Source organism: Hymenobacter defluvii, assembly GCF_017589435.1.
GTDB classification, from domain to species: Bacteria; Bacteroidota; Bacteroidia; order Cytophagales; family Hymenobacteraceae; genus Hymenobacter; species Hymenobacter profundi.
This window is the reverse complement of the sequence record NZ_JAGETX010000020.1, coordinates 18,968-40,967: the sequence shown is the minus strand read 5'-3', so window position 1 is coordinate 40,967 and position 22,000 is coordinate 18,968. Positions and strand designations below refer to the sequence as shown.

The following is a 22,000-nucleotide window of genomic DNA, read 5'->3' as shown; positions in this document are numbered from 1 at the left end:
ATCGTCTCTCCACCTGACACCTTTTCAGCAAACGAAAACCCCGCACACTCTTTGAAGTGTCGGGGTTTTAGCGTTTTGAGGAACAGGGCCGCGCTTGGTCGGGTTTTACTCGAAAATCTGTAAATTTGAGGTGCGCCCCGGCGTTTCATTTTCTATACTACCAGCATGTTTGACTTTCTAGGGAAGACCGTCGCCAAGCTTTTCGGAACCAAATCGGACCGGGACTTGAAGGAGATTATCCCATACGTGGCACTCGTGAACGACGAGTATGCCAAACTGGCACCGCTCTCCGACGACCAGCTGCGCCAGCGCACCAACGAGGTACGCGCCAAAATTGATGAGCGCCTGAGCGCCATTGATGGCCAACTGGGCACCCTGCACCAGCGCATTACCGACGAGCCTAACCTAGACGCTGCCCAGAAAGAAGTTATCTTCGACCAGATTGATGATCTGGAAAAGCAGCGCAACAAAGATCTGGAAGTGGTGCTGTTGGAAGTCCTACCCGAGGCGTTTGCCATCGTGAAGGAAACCGCCCGGCGCTATAAGGAGAACGGCCAGCTAGTCGTAACGGCTACTGATTTTGACCGCGAAATTTCGCAGCGCAAGAAGAACGTCACCATCTCGGGCGACAAGGCTACCTGGTCGAACACGTGGACGGCCGCCGGCGCCGACATCACCTGGGACATGGTGCACTACGATGTGCAGCTGATTGGCGGCGTGGTGCTGCACCAGGGCAAAATTGCCGAAATGGCAACGGGCGAAGGCAAAACGTTGGTATCAACCTTACCCTCGTTCCTGAATGCGCTGGCCCGTCGGGGCGTGCACTTGGTAACGGTGAACGACTACCTGGCCAAGCGTGACTCGGAGTGGAACGCGCCGCTGTTCGAGTTCCACGGCATCACGGTGGACTGCATCGACAAGCACCAGCCCAACACCGATGCCCGCCGGCAGGCCTACCTGGCCGACATCACCTACGGCACTAACAACGAGTTCGGCTTCGATTACCTACGCGACAACATGGCCCGCGACCCGCAGGAACTGGTGCAGCGCAAGCACCACTTTGCGATTGTGGACGAAGTGGACTCCGTACTGATTGATGACGCTCGGACGCCGCTCATCATCTCCGGCCCCGTGCCTCGTGGTGATGTGCACGAGTTTTACCAGTTGAAGCCTCGTATTCAGATGCTGGTGGATGCCCAGCGCAAGCTGGTGCAGAACTACCTGGTGCAGGCCCGCAAGCTCATCAAGGAAGGCAATACGGGTCCCGAAGAGGAGCAGGGCGGCTTGATGCTGTTCCGCGCCCACCGCGGCCTACCCAAGAGCAAGCCGTTGATTAAGTTCTTGTCGGAAACCGGCATGCGTGCTGTGATGCAGAAGACAGAGAACTTCTACCTGCAAGACAACGCCCGCCAGATGCCCAAGGCCGACGAGCCGCTGTACTTCACCATCGACGAGAAAAACAACCAGATTGAGCTGACCGAAAAAGGCATCGACCTGATTACGGCCCAGGGCGAAGATCCGCACCTGTTCATCATGCCCGATATCGGCTCCGAAATTGCCGCTATTGAGCAGAACAAGACCCTTGGTGACGAGGACAAGCTGCACCAGAAAGATCAGCTGATGCAGGACTACCAGGACAAATCGGAACGGGTGCATACGGTGAACCAGCTGCTGAAAGCCTACACCCTGTTTGAGCGCGACGACCAGTACATCCTGACCGACGACGGCAAGGTGAAGATTGTGGACGAGCAGACCGGCCGCGTGATGGAAGGCCGCCGCTACTCCGACGGTTTGCACCAGGCCATTGAGGCCAAGGAAAACGTGCGCGTGGAAGACGCCACCCAAACCTACGCTACTGTTACGCTCCAGAACTACTTCCGCATGTACCACAAGCTGGGCGGCATGACGGGTACGGCCGAAACCGAGGCCGGCGAGTTCTGGGAAATCTACAAGCTCGACGTGGTGGTGATTCCGACCAACCGCGGCATCGCCCGCCACGATGAGCACGACAAAGTTTATAAAACGGTACGCGAGAAGTACAACGCCGTAGCCGAGGAAATTCAGACGCTGGTGCAGGCTGGTCGGCCAGTGCTGGTGGGTACCACTTCCGTTGAAATTTCGGAGTTGGTAAGCCGCATGCTGAAGCTGCGCGGTATTCCGCACCAGGTACTGAACGCCAAGCAAAACCAGCGCGAGGCCGAGATTGTGGCCGCCGCCGGCAACCCCGGCACCGTGACCATCGCTACCAACATGGCCGGCCGCGGTACCGACATCAAGCTGCGCGGCACCGCCAAGGAGTCGGGTGGCCTGGCCATCATCGGCACCGAGCGGCACGAGTCGCGGCGGGTAGACCGCCAGCTGCGCGGTCGTGCTGGTCGTCAGGGCGACCCAGGTTCTTCGCAATTCTTCGTGTCGCTGGAAGACAACCTCATGCGCCTGTTCGGCTCCGACCGCATCGCCAAGCTCATGGACCGCATGGGTCTGGAGGAAGGTGAAGTGATTCAGCACTCCATGATTACCTCTTCTATTGAGCGCGCGCAGAAGAAGGTAGAAGAAAACAACTTCGGCACCCGCAAGCGCTTGCTGGAGTACGACGACGTGATGAATGCCCAGCGTGAAGTGGTGTACAAGCGCCGCCGCAACGCCCTGTTCGGCGAGCGTCTGGAGCTGGACATCTGGAACATGATTTACGACGTTTGCGACGACGTAGTAACCAGCCACAAAGTCACCAACGACTTCGAGGACTTCAAGCTGGCCATCATCCGCGTGTTTGGCTACGACACGCACCTGACGGCCCAGCAACTCAGCGGCATGCAGGCGAACCAGCTCGCGCAGGCCCTCTACGACGAAGCCCTGGGCTACTACCAGAGCAAAAACGACTTCATCGCCTCGCACAACCTGCCCCTGATCAACGACCTGATCAACCAGAATGCGCCGTTTGAAAATATCGCCATTCCCTTCACCGACGGCCGCAAGCAGGTAAACGCCGTGGCTAACCTGCGCCGTAGCCAGGCCACCCAGGGCCACGAAATTATTCGGGGCATGGAGAAGGTAGTGGTGCTGGCTGTGATTGACGACGCCTGGACCAAGCACCTACGTGCCATGGACGACCTGAAGCAGGTAGTGCAAAACGCGGTGTACGAGCAGAAAGACCCGCTCTTGGTGTACAAGTTTGAGTCGTTCGAGCTGTTTAAGCAGATGATTGGCAAGGTGAACGAGGAAACCGTCACGTTCCTGTTCCACGCCGACGTGCCCAACCAGCAGAACGGCCAGGCTGAGGAGCCCGAGTTCTACGTGGAAGACAAGTTGCCAGCACCTGCGCCCGCGCCCAAGCTGAAAGCGCAGAAAGAAGTGTCGTCTATCTCGCTGGGCGCTGGTCCGGAAGACATGGGTCCCGACGAGCCGGTAGTACTGGAAAAACAGCAACCCGTGCGGGTGCAGAAAATCGCGAATCGCAACGAGAAGGTGAGCGTGCAGTACATGGACGGCCGCATTGTAAGCGACGTGAAATATAAGACTGTAGAGGACGATCTGGCCAGCGGTCGGTGCGTATTAGTAGAGGAAGCGTAAGCGATTCTACCTGCATAAATTACTCAGTGGCAGTTGGATTTATTCCTTCTGCCACTGTTTGTTTTCGGAACGACCAACGCCCTGCGTATTCTTTGCACAGTTATTGAGTATAGCCCCCCTGTTAACCGAATGCTAACCTGTTCGCCCTCATGGAAGTGACTACCACGCTTGCGCACCGTATCGACCATACGCTCCTCCGGCCCGACGCCACGCAGGCTGATATCGATAAGCTTTGCACTGAAGCCGCCCATTATGGGTTCGCCTCGGTTTGCGTGCCACCGTGCTTTGTGCGCCGGGCTACCGGCAAGCTGGCCGGCTCGGGGGTGGCCGTGTGCACAGTGGTAGGTTTTCCGCTGGGGTATCAGTTGGCGAAGGTGAAATTCTTCGAAACGCATCAGGCCCTGAACGATGGCGCCAAGGAAATTGACATGGTGATGAACATGGCGGCTTTCCATTCGGGGCAGTACACGGAGGTAGAGGAGGAAATCGGGGAAATAGCAGAACTTTGCCACCTGCGCGGTGCCAAGCTGAAAGTCATTATCGAAACCGCTCTGCTCTCCGACGAGGAAATAGTGCTGGCTTGCCAGCTCTGCGCCGAGGCAGAGGTAGATTTCGTGAAGACTTCCACTGGCTATGCCAACCGAGGGGCTACGGTAGCAGATATCCGATTGATGCGTCGTCATTTGCCGGGCTCTATCCGTATTAAAGCCTCCGGGGGCATTCGTACCCGCGCGGCGGCGCTGGCCTTAGTTGCGGCCGGTGCCGACCGTATTGGCTCCTCTAACAGCATTGCCCTGCTGGACCTGCATGATGAAACGCCTATTCCGTAACGTGCTCCTGCTGCCGACTTTGTTCGTAGTGGCAGCTTGTGCCACCAATTCTCCCTCGGCACCCACTGCCTCTCGTTCCGATACCACCCGGCGCACGCCGGCCGAGGACCTAAGCAAGTACCGCCCCGTATTTGAAGCGCCTGCTACCACAGCTGCTACCCCAGCCTCGGCACCCAAAAAGCCGGTAGTGCCTACCAACCAGGTGAATGCACAGATTGAGCAGCGCTTGCGCGACCAAGCTGCTGCCAACCTGAACGTGAAGTATGCGCAAGGTTACCGCATTTTGGCCTATGCAGGCCTAGAGCGTGACCAGGCTATGGCCGTGCGGCGGTCCGTTATCAGCCGCTATCCTGAGGAAACAGATTACTTGACCTTCAAACAGCCGGTGTACCGGCTGTATATTGGCGACTACCTTACCCGCCTGGAAGCCGAGCAGGCGTTGTTGCGCCTCAAACCATTGGCTCCCAAAGCAGAGTTGCAGGCGGCACAGGTGCTGTTGAGTAAAGGGGGGCAATAGGCGAGGTAGGGCAAAGCCAAACTTCGCCCTACTTTTGTACATATGATTCAGCCCGAGAAAATTCAGCAACTGGCCGCCGCGTACGCTGCCGATACCGTAGCCGTGCGGGAGCACCTGCACGCTCACCCCGAACTTTCTTTCCAGGAAACCAATACGGTAGCCTACGTGGCAGAGCAACTGCGCCAGTTGGGCATAGAGCCGCAGCCGGTAGCGGGAACTGGCTTGGTGGCTCTTATCGAAGGCCGCAACCCCGCAAGTAGGGTAGTAGCCCTGCGGGCCGATATGGACGCCCTACCCATCCAGGAGCAGAACGAGGTATCCTACAAATCGACCAACCCCGGCGTGATGCACGCTTGCGGGCACGATGTACACACAGCCTCTTTGCTGGGCGCGGCCCGCATTCTCACGCAAGTGCGCGACGAGTTTGAGGGTACTATCAAGCTACTATTTCAACCCGGCGAGGAATTACTACCCGGTGGCGCTTCGCTGATGATCAAGGATGGCGTGTTGGAAAACCCGCGGCCGCAGAGTGTGCTGGGCCAGCACGTGTTTCCGCATTTGCCGGCTGGCAAAATTGGGCTGCGGGCTGGGCGCTACATGGCCAGTACCGACGAACTGTACCTCACTGTGCGTGGCAAGGGCGGCCACGGCGCCATGCCCGAGCAAAACATCGACCCGGTGGTGGTAGCGGCCCACATTATTGTGGCGGCCCAGCAGATTGTGAGTCGGCGGGCCAGTCCTAAGCTGCCCTCGGTGCTGTCGTTTGGGAAGGTGATTGCCAATGGCGCTACCAACGTCATTCCCAATGAGGTGTATATCGAGGGAACGTTCCGGACCCTGAACGAAGAGTGGCGCAACGAGGCGCACCAGCACCTGCGTACGCTTTGCGAAGGCTTGGCTGCCAGCATGGGTGCCACCTGCGAGTTGGAAATCCGCCGCGGTTACCCCTACCTCGAAAACGAGCCCCGCCTCACGGCCCGCACCCGCCAAGCCGCCGAAGCCTACCTCGGCGCCGACAACGTGGTGGAACTAGACCAGTGGATGGCCGCCGAAGACTTTGCTTACTACTCACAGGTATCCGATGCCTGCTTCTACCGCCTGGGCACCCGCGCTGCCGACGGGCGCTACGCGGCCTCCGTACACACGCCAACCTTCGACATCGACAAGCAGGCTTTAGAGGTAGGGCCTGGCCTGATGGCGTGGCTGGCGCTGCACGAGTTGGCCGCGCTGCCAGCCAAATAAGTTGCTGCTGTTATATCCACCGTGTTTTATGAAATTCGCTATCCCCTTTGCCCTGCTGGCCGGGCTATTTCTACTGGCTACTAGCGCCGTTGCCCAGTACCGTACTGTGAACGATATACGCTTATTGCCACAGCTACAAGCCGAGTATGCACTGCATGGTGACGATTACCTGCTAGTGAGTCTGCGTAATTCTATCAATCCCACTAGCGATGGTGATGGATTGGAGCGGTTGGGTGTTTTATTGGGGTATGAGAAATTCTGGAATGCGCAATGGAGTGGCGGCGCTACATTGGGCGTGGATGCGTATTCTGTTTATCGTAACGGCAGTGATGTAAGCAGAGTCTATGCTGACCTTACGCCGGAGCTATTTGTGCGGCACTGGAATACGTTCGGCGGGTTCAATTTCCGGCAGCGTCTAGGCGTGACGTACGAAGTACTTGGTACACCGGGCAGCGAGAGCCGCGCTCAGACGAGCCTGCGCCTCGACTTGGATCGACTGGTGCCGGTAGGAGAACAGATAGTGCTGCGGCCACGTCTTGCATATCAGGCTACTGCTTACCTACGTTTCCAGCGTGACGAAGCTACTCAACTGAAAGAGCGGTTTATTGACTTCGGTTATGCCCGTGCGGAGGTAGGTATACGCCTCTCCAACCGCTTCGACTTTACCCCATGGTTTGGATATCAAACCACCTATATTTTTGCGTTAGCACGTTTAGATAAGGATGGGAACATTACCCGAGCGGCTGGAGCTAGTAACCTTATAACGCCCGTGCTAGGGCTGGATGCGCGCTTCACACTATTCCGGGGTGGTAGCATGTTTGAGAGGCGCCAGTTACCTACCCAACACTAAATAGTATAGTGACATTATGGCGTACGGTAAATTTTGATGAAAGTGCTTATATGAGTAGTATGGCTATTATATACTGAAAACATTTCATGCCTATGACTGCTATATTATTTATAATGAGACAAAAAGTCATTAAAATATAGCGCAGATAGCCGTTGGTATAGAATTTATAGAATAGGGGTAGGAACACGATGTAGTTCCTCCTTAAACCTTAACTTCTACAGTACCAATATGGCAACTCTGCTTTATAACAACCTGCCCGCCCGCCGTCCGGCGCGCCCCTTCAATACGGTCTTCAACGAGCTGCTGCGCGAAACGCTGCCGGCTGCTACTGAGCCCGCCACTTCGTTTGTACCGAGCACTGATGTGCTGGAGTCGAAAGATGGTTATGAACTGGTGCTGGCAGTGCCCGGCGTGGCCAAAGACAGCCTGAGCCTCGATGTGGAGGAAGGCAAGCTCACCATCAAAGGAGAGCGCAAAGCTCCGGTGGCCGCCGAGGGCGAGGACAACGCCCCCCGCTTCCGCCGGGTAGAAACCAGCTACGGCACCTTCACTCGCAGCTTCCGCCTACCCGACACGGTGAATACCAAGGCCATTGTGGCTGATTTGACCGACGGCTTGTTGCACGTGCAACTGCCCTTCGACACCGACAAAGTGACCAAGCACCACATCGAAGTACGCTAGTTATTTGACTCAAGAAAAAGGCTCCGCACGGAGCTTTTTTCTTTGATATAGCGTTGTTTTAATGCAACCTATACCAAGCGGCCGGGCTCCTCCGTTAGCCAACCAAAACGGCCGGTCGTTCATGGTTTTGTCATTTAGAATTTCTACTTTAAGACTGTTTTCAATTTCCAACCCTCTTTCTATCCCATGCAAGCAAGACAAATGATGCTCGGCCTCGTAGGCTCCGCTATCCTGGGCGGGGGCGTGGCCGTGGGTGGTTACAAACTGCTGGAACCCACCGTGGACACCCCGCAGCAAGTGGTAGCCGCCGACCCCAATGTTCGTTATACCAGCGCACTGCGCTCTTCTAACTATGCCGTGCCCGAAGGCCTGAACTTCGTGGCTGCTGCCGCTTCCGTGACGCCCGCTGTGGTGCACGTGATGACAGAATACGCTCCGAAAATAAGCCAGGAACAAGGCGAGTCGGGTATGGACCCGTTCCTGCGTCAGTTCTTTGGTGAAGATATGCGGGGCTACCACCAGCAGCGCGGCCCGCAGATGGGCTCGGGCTCCGGAGTTATCATTGCCGCCAACGGCTACATCGTCACGAACAACCACGTGATTGAGAAGGCCGATAAGATTGAGGTGGTGATGGACGATAAGCGCAAGTTCAAAGCTAAGCTGGTAGGCGCTGACCCTACTACGGACATTGCTGTGCTGAAGGTGGAAGCCGACAACCTACCCTTCGTGCGCTACGGCAACTCCGACGACGTGAAGATTGGCGAGTGGGTACTGGCCGTGGGCAACCCCTTCAACCTGAATTCCACCGTCACAGCTGGTATTATCTCCGCCAAAGGCCGCAACATCAACATCCTGCGCCGCGAGGACAACATGGGCATCGAGTCGTTTTTGCAGACCGACGCCGTGGTGAATCCCGGTAACTCGGGCGGTGCGCTTGTGAATCTGAAAGGCGACTTGGTTGGCATTAACTCGGCCATTGCCTCGCACTCGGGTGCGTTTGAAGGCTATTCATTTGCCGTGCCTAGTTCTATTGTGAGCAAGGTGGTAGACGACCTGCTGAAGTACAAAGTGGTGCAACGCGCCCTGTTGGGTGTGAATATCCAGGAGGTGAATGCCCAGCTGGCCGCCGAGAAGAAGTTGAGCAGCCTCAATGGGGTATATGTAGCCGGTGCCAACAAAGGAAGCGCCGCCGCCGCCGCGGGCTTGCAAGAGGGCGACATCATCACCTCTATCAACGGAGTAAGCGTGAATACCTCCTCGCAACTGCAAGAGCAGGTGGCCCGCTTCCGCCCCGGCGACAAGATAAAGGTAAGCTACCTGCGCGGCTCCGACACCCGCACTGCTACCGCTACCCTACATAACGCCACCGGCACCACCGATATCGTGCGTGAGGAAGTGGCCGCTGCCAGTGTGAAGTATGAAGGTGCTACCCTCAGTGCCGTATCGCGCCAGGAAGCCAGCAAGCTGGACCTGCAAGGTGGTGTGAAAATCACCGGCATTCGGAGCAGCAACTTCCGCCGCACGGGTATTGCCGATGGTTTCATCATCACGGAGATTGACAAGCACAAAGTATCCAAACCGCAGGATGTGCAACGCTACCTCGAAGCGGCCAAAGACAGCGAAGGCGTACTCCTGAAAGGCGTGTACCCCGACGGCCGCGAAGCCTACTACCCCATTGGGCAGGCCGGCTAAACAATGTCTTGCTTGTAACAAAACAAAAAGCTCCCAACCGCATGGTTGGGAGCTTTTTTTGTGACGGCAGGACTTCCGCACGAGTCGTTTGCCACGTTCGCAGATCATTCGTGCAACGTCAGTAGACAGCAACCAGTTAGACGCTTCTGGCGTTGGACCGGCAGACGATTCGTGCGGAAGTCCCGAAAGAAATAGATAGCGGGAGAGGCTTGATAGTAACGGGATATTCTTCAATCAGGTGCTGCCTATTCCAGTAGCCATTCCATGGCCTTGCCTTCGTCGCACACGAGGTGCATCTGGTAAGCCTGGTGGGCAATGCCGTGGGCCAGGTAGCTCTGCTGCTCCGCGCTGGCCGCATACACCGCCATGCGTGCCGGAGAGCACAGCACCGACAGGCGCAGCGCCTGCGGAGCCAGCCGGGCGGCCGCGTGCGGGAAGAAGATACGGGTGGTCCAGTCGCCGAGCTGTGGGTCGAGGTGGGCGCGACGGCGCACATCGAGCAGCCAGCGAGCCGTGCCGTTCTGCTCGGCTACGGCCAGAATGGCCTCAAAGTCGGCTTGCAGGGTAGGGAAGGGCGCATCGTCGGGCCAGCGCACGATGAGGGACCCCAAGTCGGGGCGGTAGGCGAGGGAGCAGGTGGGGGAGTGCATAGGGGGTAAAAAAGAGGTGGGTTAGGTAATCTACGCATTTTGTTGAATATATTATTTCCCCTATTCTACTGCTCTGCTGGACTTATTGGCAGACAAATTAGCGCTTCGACCATTGAGCAGAAGCGCAAAACACAACCGTTGCGTGGCTTTATTGGTTAAGCACAGTTCAAGTTCAGCTGCCTACCTTCCCACATGTTTTCCCGCCTCTTGTTGCTCTTGTTGCTGACCTTGCCGGTCGCGCCGGCCGCTGCCTACTCGGTACTTACTCACCAGGCCGTTATCGATTCCACCTGGGACCAGCGCCTGGTGCCGCTGCTGCGCCAGCGCTACCCCGGTGCCGACTCCGTACAGCTCGCCGAAGCCAAAAGCTACGCCTATGGCGGCGCCATCATTCAGGACATGGGGTACTATCCGCTGGGCGTGGAGTTTTTTACCGACCTCACCCACTACGTACGCAGCGGCGACTTTGTGCGCAATCTCTTGCGGCAGGCTCGCACCCGCAACGAATATGCCTTTGCCCTAGGCGCCCTCTCGCACTACGCCGCCGACAACGTGGGCCACCCCGAGGGCACCAACCAGATTATGCCCACCGTGTATGAGGACCTGCGCGCCAATTATGGTCCCGTGGTGACCTACGAAAACGCACCCATTCGGCACACCGAGCTGGAGTTTTCGTTTGATGTGGTGCAGGTGGCCGCCGGCCGCTACCGTACCCAGGACTACCATAAGGCCGTGGGATTTCGGGTGAGCAAAGACGTGCTGGAACGGGCCTTTCAGCAGACGTATGGGCTGGAACTGAGGCAGGTGTTTCCAAACGTGGATGTGAGCGTGGCGTCGTTTCGGTTTGCTGTGAACCAACTGTTACCGGCTGCGGCGCGGGCGGCCTGGCATAGTCAGCGCAAAGAAATCCGGCGGGTGAGCCCGCGGGCGCGCCGTCGCGAGTACCTCTACAAGACCAACCGCCGCAAGTTTGAGCGCGAGTTTGGTACCGAGTACAAGAAGCCCGGTTTCGGGGCGCGGGTAGTGGCCAAGCTGATTAACCTGCTTCCCAAAATAGGTCCGTTGCAAACGTACGCCTTTGAGCTGCCCAGCCCGGCCGGCGAGCAGAAGTTTCGGCAGAGCTACCGCGCGGTATTGCGGGCGTACAGCACCCTCACCGCCGAGCTGCCCCGCGACACGGCCGCCCTCGACCCGCACTTGCTCAACACCAACCTCGACACCGGCCAGCCCATGCGCCCTACCATCTACCACCTGGCCGATGCCACCTATGGCGAACTGCTCCGCGAGCTGCACAAGCATCATTTCGAGCACCTTTCACCTAGTCTGCGCTCTGAGTTACTCACCTACTTCGTCCAGGGCGTGCCCACCCTGGCCCAACAAACCGACCAGCTCGGCGGCCACGACGCCGACGAAGACCAGCGCGAGTACCAGAAAGAGCGCAAGGAAACCGAAGAAGCGCTAGCGGCGCTACGGGCGCTGGCACCGTGAGAGGGGTAGGGTAGGGTAGGGTAGGGTAGGGTAGGGTAGGGTAGGGTGACGCAAAAGGCGGCTGTTCTCCTGCGCTTGAAGGACCTTCTCACAGCAGAACGAGTCGTTGTTACGAGCATTATTCTTGCGTGAGAGAGGCTTTCGCAAGCGCAGAATGACAGGTAATTGTCAAGTAGTGTTACCTGCTTTTGTTATCGCCTATTCAGGTAGGAAAGCTAACAGATAGCCTTACGTCGCGCCGATGTTTGTTAGCTTTGTTATCCTACGTAAGACGTCCAGCGCAAGCAACGGCGTTTGTTCTCCCACCCCAACACTCTACCCTTTCTGACATGAAACAAGCCCTCGAAGAAGCTGCCGCTACCGGCGCGGCCCCCGCGCCCGAAGACCCGCATGGCATCCAAACGGTATTGCAGGAATTGGGCGTGCAGCCCGAAAACGCTGCCTATTCTACCGGCCGCTACTGGAGCAAGGTAGGCAACGGGCCACAGCGGGCCATCCACTCGCCCGCCGATGGGCAACTGATTGCGCAGGTGCAGTTGGCTACCCCCGAGGACTATGAGCAAGTGGTGAAAGCCGCTCAGGAAGCCTTCACGGCCTGGCGCCTGGTGCCTGCGCCCAAGCGCGGCGACGTGGTGCGACAAATCGGCAACAAGCTGCGCGAATACAAAGCGCCGCTGGGGAAGCTGGTGAGCTACGAGATGGGTAAGATTGAGCAGGAAGGCCTGGGCGAAGTGCAGGAAATGATTGATATCTGCGACTTTGCTGTGGGTCTTTCGCGGCAGTTGCACGGCTTCACGATGCACTCCGAGCGCCCCGCCCACCGCATGTATGACCAGTACCACCCGCTGGGCGTGGTAGGCATCATCTCGGCCTTCAACTTTCCGGTGGCCGTGTGGAGTTGGAACGCCATGCTGGCCGCTGTGTGCGGCGACGTGTGCATCTGGAAACCCTCCGAAAAAACACCCCTGGTGGCGGTAGCCGTGCAGCATCTGGTAGCACAGGTGCTCAAAGAAAACGACCTGCCCGAGGGCATCTTCAACCTTATCATAGGTGATGCGGGGGTAGGCGCAGCCATGGCAGCCGACGAGCGGATTCCGCTGGTGTCGGCGACGGGCAGCACCCGCATGGGCAAGCAGGTAGGCGCGGCCGTGGGCGCCCGCCTGGGTAAGTCGCTGCTAGAGCTGGGCGGCAACAACGCCATCATCCTCACCGAGCACGCCGACCTCGACATTGCCATGCGCGCCGTGGTGTTTGGGGCGGTAGGCACGGCTGGGCAGCGCTGCACCACTACCCGCCGCCTCATCATCCACGATTCTATTTTTGAGGATGTGCAGGCACGCCTCCTCAAAATCTACCCCAACCTACCCATCGGTCACCCTCTGGCCGACGGCACGTTGGTAGGCCCGCTCATCGACAAGCAGGCTGTAGAAGCTTTTACTAAGTCTCTCGCCAGCGTGCAGCAAGAAGGCGGCACGCTGCTGACAGGCGGCGACGTGTTGAGCGGCCCCAGCTACGAAACCGGTACCTACGTGCGCCCCGCGGTGATATTGGCCGAAAACCACTACCACACGGTGCAGGAAGAAACCTTTGCCCCGATTCTCTACCTGATCCGGTACAGTGGCGACGTGCAGGAGGCCATTGCTCTGCAAAATGGCGTGCGTCAGGGTCTGTCGTCCAGCATTTTCACCCTCAACCTACGCGAAGCTGAAGCCTACCTGGCCGCCACCGGCTCCGACTGTGGCATTGCCAACGTAAACATTGGCACCTCGGGCGCTGAAATTGGGGGGGCCTTTGGCGGCGAAAAAGACACCGGCGGCGGCCGCGAGTCCGGCTCCGACGCCTGGAAAGTGTATATGCGCCGCCAGACCAACACCATTAACTACTCCCACGAGCTGCCCCTGGCGCAGGGCATACGATTTGATGTATGAGGGTAGGGGCGGCTTGTAGCTGCCCGTGGTTGGGTGCAATAGCTTGTAAGCCAGCTGAAAAGTGGTGGTAGAGAAGTATTCCTACCCTCGCACTCTATTTTATACTGAATAGGAAACAACATTACTCCCCGTCGTGTATTCGGCGGGGATTTTGCCTGTTAGAAGGAAAGTGTCGGCCCTTGCAACCTTCCTCCTCAATCACTTGTCTTTCTCCTGCTTACTCGCTGAAACTAGCAGCTTAGCCCAGAATTTCGGATATTGGACAGCTAACCTGATTCCGAAACCCTGAACGTCTTTTGCATGGAAGCTTTCGCGTATACCGACATCAATGCCCCGCTTGTAGAACGCTGCCGCCTCGGCGACCGGCGTGCGCAGGCGGAGATTTATAAACGCTACTCGAAAGCCATGTTCAACGCTTCTTTGCGCATCACCGGCGACTTTGCCGAGGCCGAGGACGTGTTGCAGGAAGCGTTTCTGAGTGCGTTCCGGGAGCTGCACAGCTACAAGGGCGATTCGTCGTTTGGCTCCTGGCTGAAGCGCATCGTGATCAACAAAAGTATCAACTGCCTACGCAACCGTCGGCTGCAAGTGGTGCCTTTAGGAGAGCAGCACGACGCGGCTGGCAGCGACGCCGACAGCCACTTCTCGGAGGCCGATGCGCAGGAGCTGCACTGGCGCGCCGACGTGGTGCGCCGCTGCGTGCAGGAACTTCCCGACGGGTATCGGGTTGTACTCTCGCTGTACCTGCTCGAAGGCTACGACCACGCCGAAATAGCCGGTATTCTCGACATCACCGAATCAACTTCCAAATCACAGTATAGCCGGGCGCGTAAGAAGCTGTTAGAACTTGCCCGGCAACACGGATTGTAAAACCCCCGCGGCCCCAGACGCGTTATTCCACCACCCATCGTATACACAGCGGACAGTTGACCGTGGCCAGATGTGGCTGTGTATAGCTCTATTGAGTATGAACAAGAACCCCAACGGATTAGAGGCTTTCGTGGAGCGGCATCGCGCCGACTTCGACGCGTTTGAGCCCCGCCCCGACTTATGGGACGACTTAGAACAAGCCCTGGATGCTCCGGCAACTCCAGCGCCTGCTCCTCTGCGCATTGTGGCAGATGATGCCCCGACGCAACCAGTTGCTACCCCTACCCATATTCCTGTAGCCGAAACACAGCCCATGCGTCGTCGCTATGCCTGGGCTGCTGCCTGCGCGGCTTTACTGCTAGCTGGCAGTGGCTATTTCTGGCAGACTACCACCCAAAATAACTCCTGCTGGGCTACCCAGTCAACAACTGCCAGTGCCTCTTCGGCAACAGTTGCTACCTCTGATTTGCCGCTTTACCTGGGAGGCGAGCCGATGGCGGTAGAAGCCTCCAATGCGCCGGCCCAGCGCCTAGCCACGGCCGTACAGCGTATGGAAGCCTACTACGCTACCCAGATTCGGGAGCGTCAGGCTGATTTGCACGAACTAGAAACAGCCACCCTTGCCACTCCCGACGCCGACTGGCGTCAGGAACTGACCTCGCTGGACTCTACCTACCGGCAGCTACGTGTGGAGCTGTACCGCAACCCCGAGCCCGATGTGGTGCTGGACGCCATGAACCGCAACCTGCAAATCCGGCTGGATATTCTGAACCAACAATTGCGCACACACGAGCAGGTACAAGCATACGAAGAGCCCTTTGCGCTGGCCGATAATCATCGTCGCAAATGAGCCACTGGTTTACACGTGCAGGCTGGGGTAGAAACCTATTGACAGCGTTTTTGTGCGCAGGCGCCTCTTTGAGCTACGCCCAAACTGCGGAAACGACCGGGGAGTTCTACCGGCAGCCGGCTGCGGCCGAAGCAGCTACGGCCGCGCCCCAGCAAACGGTTCCTGCCCAAGGCACCACTACTGCCGTGCAAGGCGAAGCCCCGGCACAAGGTGAAACGCCTGCACAAGACCCCGGTGCTATTGCCGTAGAAAAGTCTCGCAAGCTGAGCCGCACGTTTGCTGCTGTGCCGGGCAAAAGCTACGCCCTGGAAACTCGCTACGGCCGCGTGCAGATCAATACATGGAGCCGCAAGGAAATCCGGACGGATGTAGAAGTGATTACGCGTGCTTCGACGGATGAGAAAGCCCAGCAGCTCCAGGACATGATTCAGGTGCAGCTGCAAGCCAACGACCCCGCCACGGGCGGCGTGTCGGCCCGCTCCCGCTTTGGGCTGATGCCTAAAGAATGCTGGAGCAAGCGCCGCATCTACGAAGTAAACTACACCATCTGGCTACCCAAAAACACGCCGCTGAAGCTCCAGAATACCTTTGGCGAAATCAGCATCAACGGCGACCTGACCGGCAGCACCGACCTGGCCGTGCACTACGGGCAACTGCGTGCTGGTCGTCTGGATGGCGCGCAAAATGCCGTGCGCGTGAGCAACGGCCAGGCCACCGTAGCCTACGCCCGCGCCGCCACCATCGACGCCTGCTACTCCCGCCTGCGCCTGAACGCCGGTAAGACCATTGAGCTGCGCAACAACTACTCGGATATCGATATGGGTACGGTGCAGGACCTGACCGTGCACAGCAAGTACGGCGACGTGGTGCTGGGTACCGTGCATAGCCTCAGCGGCTCGTCGGGCTTCTCGAAATTCAGCATCGACAAGCTCGACAACAAGCTGGACATGAAAGTGCAGTACTGCCCGGCTTTTGAGGTGCGTAACACGGGTAAGAACTTCCGTCAGATCAACCTCGACGGTGGCTACAGCACCTTCCTACTCAATTTTGCCGCCGATGCGGGCTTCAACTTCGATGTGAATACCGACCACGGCAAGCTGTTGGTTGACAAGGAAATGGTGAAAGTAGCCTCCGAAGAAAGCAACGAAGCCTCCAGCGATACGCAGGGTAGCTTTGGGGCGGTGCAGGCCCGCAACGCCAGCAACGTAAACATCAAAGTGCGCTACGGCAACGTCAGCTTCAACCGCTAAGGCGGTGTGCAATAGCAATACTAAGAACAAGAAAAAGGCCGGCTGTGAAGTCGGCCTTTTTTGTGTGACCTGTAAGGTAATACATGCGGCTGTGCTTTAATGATGCGCAGAGCAGATGCACTACCCCAAAATTTCATCTAAAACGCACGAACGGTTCAGGTTAGATGCCACAATAGTGATATTATTGTGGCAGTGATAATAGCCTTCGGGTTGATCCTGGTGCTTTATCAAGTAATTATAGTTCTATTCAGTTAGTTGAATGCGTAAGTTTACCCGTCCGGCCCTGGTGGCCCTATTGGTAGCGGCCGGTAGTGCGGCCCAGGCACAACAAACCACGCTGCCTACCCTCCCCAACTCCACACAAATTCTCCGCGACGCCGTAGCCCTGCACGACAAGGGCGACTATGCCGGCGCCATTGCCCAATACCGCACCGTGCCATCAAGCGACACATCCTATGTGCGGGTGCTAGGCGAGTTGAGCCTGTCGTACCTCTCCAACAAGCAGTATAAAGAGGCCGCTGATGCCAGCCGCCGGGCTATTGCCCTGCACACCAACGATGCGGAGCCCTACGTTATCCTGGCTGAGGCAGAAGAGCAGCAGGACCATATACCCAAAGCGTTGCAGGCCTACACCGAGGGCCTGCGCCGGTTTCCGTACAGCCAAACGCTGTGGTATAATCAGGGCGTCACGCAGAAAAATAATGGCCGCTACGCCGAGGCGCTGGCCAGCTTGCAGCGTAGCCTGGAGCTGAACCCTACCCACGCCAACAGTCACTTTCTACTGGGTGGTTTGGCAGCACAGCAAGGGCAGACAGCGCGGGCTATGCTTAGCCTGATGACTTACCTGGCGATTCGGCCCGATACAGAGCAGAGCAATGGTGTGCTGGTGTCGCTGGAGCAACTGGCAACGGGCACGCTGGAAGTGGAGGAAAAGGAACGCGTGAAGCCCTTTGTGCCAAATGAGAATTTTCAGGAGCTGGATTTGCTGCTGAACTCCAAAGTAGCCCTACGCAACGACTACACCTCTAAGGTGAAGTTTAATGCGAACGTGGTGAAGCAGTTGCAGCTGCTGGTAGAGAAGTTTCCGGCGGCTACCGGCGCGGCGGCCGAGTCGGATTTCTGGCTGCGCACGTATGGGCCGCTGGTGTCTACCCTGCGCAAGAAAGACAACCTCACGGCCTTCACCTACCTTATTCTTATGTCAGCCGATGATAAGAAGCCGGCACAGTGGGTAAAGTCGAACAAGAAAAAGGTGGAAGCCCTGGGCAGCGCTAGCGCCGACGCGCTCAACGAGCTGCGGGCCTACCAAGTGGTGCAGCGCCAGGGCAAGCCCGTTCGGATGAAAGCCTGGTACGACAGCGAAGGCAGCCTCGATGGATTTGGGGAAGGCGAAGTAGGCAAAGATGGCAAAATGCACCTGCGCGGCGACTGGATGATGGTGCAGGCGCCCGGTTACGTAGTGTCGGAGGGCGCTTTTTCGTCGAATGGGGAGCGCACAGGCACGTGGCACGAGTATTACGATAACGGACAGGTGCACAAGGTATTGGACTACGCGGCGGGCAAGCAGGAGGGCTCGTACAAAGAATATTTCGACAACGGCGAGCTATCAGTTGAGGGAGCCTACCGCAATGGGGAGCCCGAGGGCGACGCCAAACTATACTATTACTGCGGCATTGTGCGCGAGGTGCGGCCCTACCGCAACGGCGCCATCAACGGCGAAGCGGTGTTTTATTACGCCGATGGTAAGGTAAGACGCCGCGAGCAGTACAAAGCCGACAAGCAGGACGGTCCCGAAACCGCCTACTACCCCGATGGCACCGTGGAGTACCGGTACACCTACCTGAATGGCGAGCTGAACGGAGCCTTTGAGGTGTTTGGTCCTACTAAAAACCTGGAAAAGAAAGGCACTTACGAAAAAGGCGAGTTGCACGGCGCCTACACCGATTACCACCCCAACGGGCAAGTGCACAACGCCGGCACGTTTGCCCAGGGTAAGCGCACGGGTACGTGGCACGAGTTCTACGCCGATGGCAAGCCCAGCACCGAAATCAGCTACGACAACGCGGGCGAGCTGCACGGGCCCTACCGCGACTTCGACGAGGACGGCAAGCTGTTTGCGGAGTTTACCTACGACCACGGCCGCGTAACGCGCACCGCCTACCTCGACAAAGCCGGCAAGACCATCAACCAGACCGACGTGGCCCGGAAAGGCAAAACCACCATCCAGGGCTTTCGCCCCGACGGCACGCCCTACCTGACCGGCACCTACACCGATGGCCTGATGGAAGGCGAGTGGCGCTGGCTGCACCGCAGCGGTACCCCCTCCAAGGTGCGCCACTACACCCAGGGCAAGCAGGAGGGTTTGGAGGAAAGCTACTTCGTGAATGGCCGGGTGCAGGCCCGCCAGCAGTACCACAATGACGAGGCCGACGGCTACTACGAAACGTTTTACATGGACGGGCAGCCCCGCCGCAACGGCTTCTACCAGCGCGGGCAGCAGCAAGGGCCGTGGCACGACTACTACGCCGACGGCCACCTGAGCGAAACCTACAACTTCCTCAACGGCGACCTGAATGGCCTGTCGCAGAGCTACGCGCCTACCGGGCAGCTCACCAAAGAAAAGCAGTATGAACAAGACCGCTTGGTGCAGATAACCGCCTACGACTCTACCGGGCAAGTGCTGAGCCACGTGGCGCTGACGCCCAAAACCAAGAGCTATACGCTGGCCTACCCCGGTGGCAAGCCCTTGTTCAAAACCGACATCAACTGCTTTACCGAGACGGGCCAGGCCGTGTGGTACACGCCCACGGGCCAGGTGCAGTACGCCACCACCCGCGACCGAGACCAGAATGCCGGCCCCCACCGCGCCTACCACCCCAACGGCAAGCTGGCCGCCGAGGGCCAGTTCCACCACGGCGTGCGGGTAGGACCGTGGAAAATGTACTACCCCTCCGGCGCCCTGCTTAGCACCGGCACCTACGAGAATGGCGACTTGATGGGGGAGTGGCTTACGTATTTTGAAGACGGCAAAGTGGAGTACCGCACCACCTACGCCGGGGGCGAGCGGCACGGCCCCACGCTCAGCTACAACCGCCTGGGCGAGCTGATGCTGGAGAAAGTATACGAGAACGGCCTACCCGTGCGCTACCGCGGCCCCGGCCCCGACGGCCGCCCAACCGGCGAGTACAAGCCCGTGCCGGTAACCGGCTCCTTGAAAACAACCTTCGCCAACGGCAAAACGGCCGCCGAGGAAACCTACCGCCAGGGCGATACGGAAGGCGCCCGCACCTACTACTACAGCACCGGGCAGGTGTACCGCCGAATTCAGCATAAAGATGGCGTATTAAGCGGGTTGCTCACCACGTACTACCCCACTGGCAAGCCTTTTGAAGAGGAGCAGTATCAGCACGATGAACTGCACGGCCGGAGCCGCTACTATCGCCCCGACGGCACGCCGGAGCGCGAGGAAACCTACCGTTGCGGCGAAAAATGCGGTCCAACTATTTACTATAACACTCAGGGGAAGCCCACCAAAACGGACGTCTACTGGGATACTTATGTGTATGGCAGCAAGTGATTATTACCGTCGGGGCAGCCTGTGGGCGCTGCTGGCGCTGGGCCTGGTAACCGGCGCCCGCGCCCAGCAGCCCTTGCAGCTGCTAACCCAGATGAAGGAGCAGTATCCCACCGAAAAAGCGGTGTATCTGGAGTATCGGCAGGACCTGAACGTGACGCTGAAGGGCGACTCGGTGCAGGTGCTTACGCGCCACCACTACGACATGCTGCACCTGGGGGCGCAGTCGAGCATGTACGCCAACGACAAGGTATACAGCTCGCACTTCAGCCGGTTGCAGAAGCTGGAAGCCCAAACCATGGTGCCCGTCGGCAATGGCTATAAGGCGATGAAGGTGACCAGCTTCAAGGAAAAGTTTGAGATGCAGCCGGGCATTTTCTTCGACGATACGCGAGCCACCACCTTCAGCTTTCCGGCCGTGGCGCCCGGCGTGCGCACCGTGAGCGACTACACCGTGCGCCAGCCCGACGCCCGGTTTATGATGCCGTTCTACGTAGGCTCCTACGTGCCTACCCGCCACGCCGAGCTGACCATCACGGCGCCCAAAGCGGTGAAAATCAACTACAAGGTTTTTCACGCCGAGCAAACGCCCATTCAATTCACCCGGCAGGAGAAAGGCGGCAACGTTATCTACCGCTGGACGGCCGACAACCTGCCCAGCCCACCCCGCGACGAGGATGGTCCGGCGGCGGCGTACTACCTGCCGCACATTGTATACTATATTGAAGAAGCACCCGCTGCCGGGCAGCCGCGCAAAGTGTTGGGTGGGGTAGAGGACCTGTACGCTATGTACTCCGGCTTCACGGCCAACGTGGACAAGCAGGAAAGCCCTGCCCTGCGCCACATTGTCGACTCGCTGGTGGTAGGGGCCAAGACCGAGCAGGAGCGCGTGCGCCGCGTGTACTACTGGGTGCAGGACAATGTGCGCTACGTGGCCTTCGAGAACGGCATGAGTGGCTTTATCCCGCGCGATGCCGGGCTGGTGTGCGGCAAGCGCTATGGCGACTGCAAGGACATGGCCAACCTCACGCACGAGATGCTACGCATGGCCGGCGTGAAGTCCTACCTCACCTGGATTGGCACCCGCGACCTACCCTACCGCTACTCCGAGCTGGCCACGCCCGGCGTTGATAACCACATGATTGCGGCCTACGAGCCGAAGCCGGGGCAGTACGTGTTTCTGGATGCCACCAGCAAATACACGCCCTTTGGGATGCCTTCGGCCTTTATTCAGGGTAAGGAAGCCCTGCTGGCTGTGGACGCCAAGCAGTGCAAAGTGGCCACCGTGCCCGTGATGCCCAAGGAGCGCAACCTCGTCAGCGACGTGTCGCAGGTGGTGCTGGAGGGCAACGGGCTGCGCGGCAAAGGCAAGCTGGCGCTGGATGGCTACCCCAAGGTAGAGCGCTCCTACGCCCTCGACGGCACCAACAAAACCGACGAGGCCAAGTACGTGAAGGCGCTGCTGGAGCGCGGCAACAACAAGTTTTTCGTGGATAAATACGCCGTCGGCAACCTCGATACCCGCGAGCAGCCGCTCACTATCGACTACGAGTACCGCTTGCAGGACTACGTGCAGCAGCTTGACGACGAAATCTACGTGAACCTGAACCTGGAGCAGCCCTACGCCGCCGACCGCATCGACCCGGCCACGCGCCGCTTGCCCCGCGTGAACGAGTACGCGCACACCAACCACACCCGTACCGAGTTCGAAATTCCGGCCGGCTACGAGGTGGAATACCTGCCGACCAACGCTGAGGCCACCGACCCGGTGCTGGGCTTCAAGATTCGCTACGAGCGCCAGGGCAACAAAATTGTGCAGGAAAAGGACGTGTACGTGGACTACCTCATGCTCCAGCCCAACCAGTTTGCGCAGTGGAACGCTGTCATCGACAAACTCAACGCCGCCTACCGCGACGCCCTGATTCTCAAGAAGAAAAAAGCCTAAGAGTGATGAGTTGCCAGTTATGGGTTGCCAGTACACTCGTAACCCATAACTGGCAACTCGTAA

The 22,000-nt window shown here is 58.4% G+C and carries 16 protein-coding genes; 14 read left to right on the top strand and 2 right to left on the bottom strand.

Annotated elements, in window-relative coordinates; all coding sequences use genetic code 11:
- Positions 1-165 precede the first annotated feature (165 nt).
- From secA to J4D97_RS19935, 7 genes are all read left to right on the top strand, one after another.
- Positions 166-3,570, top strand: coding sequence for a preprotein translocase subunit SecA (gene secA, locus J4D97_RS19965; RefSeq protein WP_208309105.1), 3,405 nt, complete (start codon positions 166-168; stop codon positions 3,568-3,570).
- Between the two features lie 149 nt (positions 3,571-3,719).
- Entirely contained in the window at positions 3,720-4,400 is a 681-nt protein-coding gene (deoC, locus tag J4D97_RS19960) for a deoxyribose-phosphate aldolase (RefSeq protein WP_208309104.1), read from the top strand.
- Entirely contained in the window at positions 4,378-4,917 is a 540-nt protein-coding gene (locus J4D97_RS19955; RefSeq protein ID WP_208309103.1) for an SPOR domain-containing protein, read from the top strand. Before deoC ends, J4D97_RS19955 begins: the two co-directional genes overlap by 23 nt.
- Positions 4,918-4,959: 42 nt before the next feature.
- Positions 4,960-6,159, top strand: a complete 1,200-nt coding sequence (locus tag J4D97_RS19950; protein ID WP_208309102.1) for a M20 metallopeptidase family protein — start codon at positions 4,960-4,962, stop codon at positions 6,157-6,159.
- Between the two features lie 28 nt (positions 6,160-6,187).
- On the top strand, positions 6,188-7,009 hold the full coding sequence (locus J4D97_RS19945; RefSeq protein ID WP_208309101.1) for a hypothetical protein: 822 nt from the start codon (positions 6,188-6,190) through the stop codon (positions 7,007-7,009).
- A 228-nt stretch (positions 7,010-7,237) separates the two neighbouring features.
- A complete protein-coding gene (locus J4D97_RS19940) occupies positions 7,238-7,690 on the top strand; it encodes an Hsp20/alpha crystallin family protein (RefSeq protein ID WP_208309100.1) in 453 nt (150 codons plus the stop codon).
- 186 nt (positions 7,691-7,876) lie between these two features.
- Positions 7,877-9,382: a Do family serine endopeptidase gene (locus tag J4D97_RS19935; protein WP_185281321.1), complete on the top strand. Its 1,506-nt coding sequence runs from the start codon at positions 7,877-7,879 to the stop codon at positions 9,380-9,382.
- A gap of 245 nt (positions 9,383-9,627) precedes the next feature.
- Here J4D97_RS19935 and J4D97_RS19930 read toward each other — a convergent pair whose 3' ends face one another.
- On the bottom strand, positions 9,628-10,032 hold the full coding sequence (locus J4D97_RS19930) for a hypothetical protein (RefSeq protein WP_208309099.1): 405 nt from the start codon (positions 10,030-10,032) through the stop codon (positions 9,628-9,630).
- A gap of 192 nt (positions 10,033-10,224) precedes the next feature.
- On the opposite strand from J4D97_RS19930, the gene J4D97_RS19925 reads away from it, so the two are divergent.
- The gene (locus J4D97_RS19925; protein ID WP_208309098.1) at positions 10,225-11,520 is read left to right on the top strand and encodes a zinc dependent phospholipase C family protein; all 1,296 of its coding nucleotides are present in this window, start codon (positions 10,225-10,227) and stop codon (positions 11,518-11,520) included.
- Here J4D97_RS19925 and J4D97_RS19920 read toward each other — a convergent pair.
- On the bottom strand, positions 11,500-11,667 hold the full coding sequence (locus J4D97_RS19920; RefSeq protein WP_208309097.1) for a hypothetical protein: 168 nt from the start codon (positions 11,665-11,667) through the stop codon (positions 11,500-11,502). The two genes, J4D97_RS19925 and J4D97_RS19920, sit on opposite strands and share 21 nt — an antisense overlap.
- 182 nt (positions 11,668-11,849) lie before the next feature.
- Here J4D97_RS19920 and amaB point away from each other — a divergent pair, with 182 nt between their 5' ends.
- From amaB to J4D97_RS19890, 6 genes are all read left to right on the top strand, one after another.
- The gene (gene amaB / locus J4D97_RS19915; RefSeq protein ID WP_208309096.1) at positions 11,850-13,448 is read left to right on the top strand and encodes an L-piperidine-6-carboxylate dehydrogenase; all 1,599 of its coding nucleotides are present in this window, start codon (positions 11,850-11,852) and stop codon (positions 13,446-13,448) included.
- Positions 13,449-13,748: 300 nt separating this feature from the next.
- Complete coding sequence (locus tag J4D97_RS19910) at positions 13,749-14,318, top strand: RNA polymerase sigma factor (RefSeq protein ID WP_185281317.1); 570 nt, start codon at positions 13,749-13,751, stop codon at positions 14,316-14,318.
- Positions 14,319-14,415: 97 nt separating this feature from the next.
- Complete coding sequence (locus tag J4D97_RS19905) at positions 14,416-15,168, top strand: hypothetical protein (protein ID WP_208309095.1); 753 nt, start codon at positions 14,416-14,418, stop codon at positions 15,166-15,168.
- 68 nt (positions 15,169-15,236) lie between these two features.
- The gene (locus J4D97_RS19900; RefSeq protein ID WP_208309094.1) at positions 15,237-16,418 is read left to right on the top strand and encodes a hypothetical protein; all 1,182 of its coding nucleotides are present in this window, start codon (positions 15,237-15,239) and stop codon (positions 16,416-16,418) included.
- 259 nt (positions 16,419-16,677) lie between these two features.
- On the top strand, positions 16,678-19,995 hold the full coding sequence (locus tag J4D97_RS19895) for a toxin-antitoxin system YwqK family antitoxin (protein WP_208309093.1): 3,318 nt from the start codon (positions 16,678-16,680) through the stop codon (positions 19,993-19,995).
- Positions 19,982-21,937, top strand: a complete 1,956-nt coding sequence (locus J4D97_RS19890; RefSeq protein WP_208309092.1) for a DUF3857 domain-containing protein — start codon at positions 19,982-19,984, stop codon at positions 21,935-21,937. The genes J4D97_RS19895 and J4D97_RS19890 overlap by 14 nt, the downstream gene beginning before the upstream one ends.
- Positions 21,938-22,000 lie beyond the last annotated feature (63 nt).